This window comes from Lentilactobacillus hilgardii DSM 20176 = ATCC 8290 (assembly GCF_000159315.1).
In the GTDB taxonomy this organism is placed as follows: domain Bacteria; phylum Bacillota; class Bacilli; order Lactobacillales; family Lactobacillaceae; genus Lentilactobacillus; species Lentilactobacillus hilgardii.
Map to the genome: position 1 here is coordinate 1 of NZ_GG670083.1, position 237 is coordinate 237.

Below are 237 nucleotides of genomic sequence, written 5' to 3' on the forward strand. Positions count from 1 at the left end.
TTAGTTTTGAGAGGTCTACTCTCAAACACGGTTACGCTTTTTGGGCCTATAGCTCAGCTGGTTAGAGCGCACGCCTGATAAGCGTGAGGTCGATGGTTCGAGTCCATTTAGGCCCATCACCCGGCCTCATGACCGGCGTAACATGGGGAATTAGCTCAGATGGGAGAGCACCTGCTTTGCAAGCAGGGGGTCAGCGGTTCGATCCCGCTATTCTCCATTGACGCGTCAGCGTCAGAA

General features: G+C 54.0%; 2 tRNA genes. Both read left to right on the forward strand.

The annotated features are described in order from the left end of the window. The first annotated feature begins 42 nt into the window (after positions 1-42). Positions 43-116: transfer RNA gene (locus HMPREF0519_RS12955), tRNA-Ile, on the forward strand. A gap of 28 nt (positions 117-144) precedes the next feature. After that, positions 145-217 (forward strand) — tRNA-Ala (locus HMPREF0519_RS12960). Positions 218-237 lie beyond the last annotated feature (20 nt).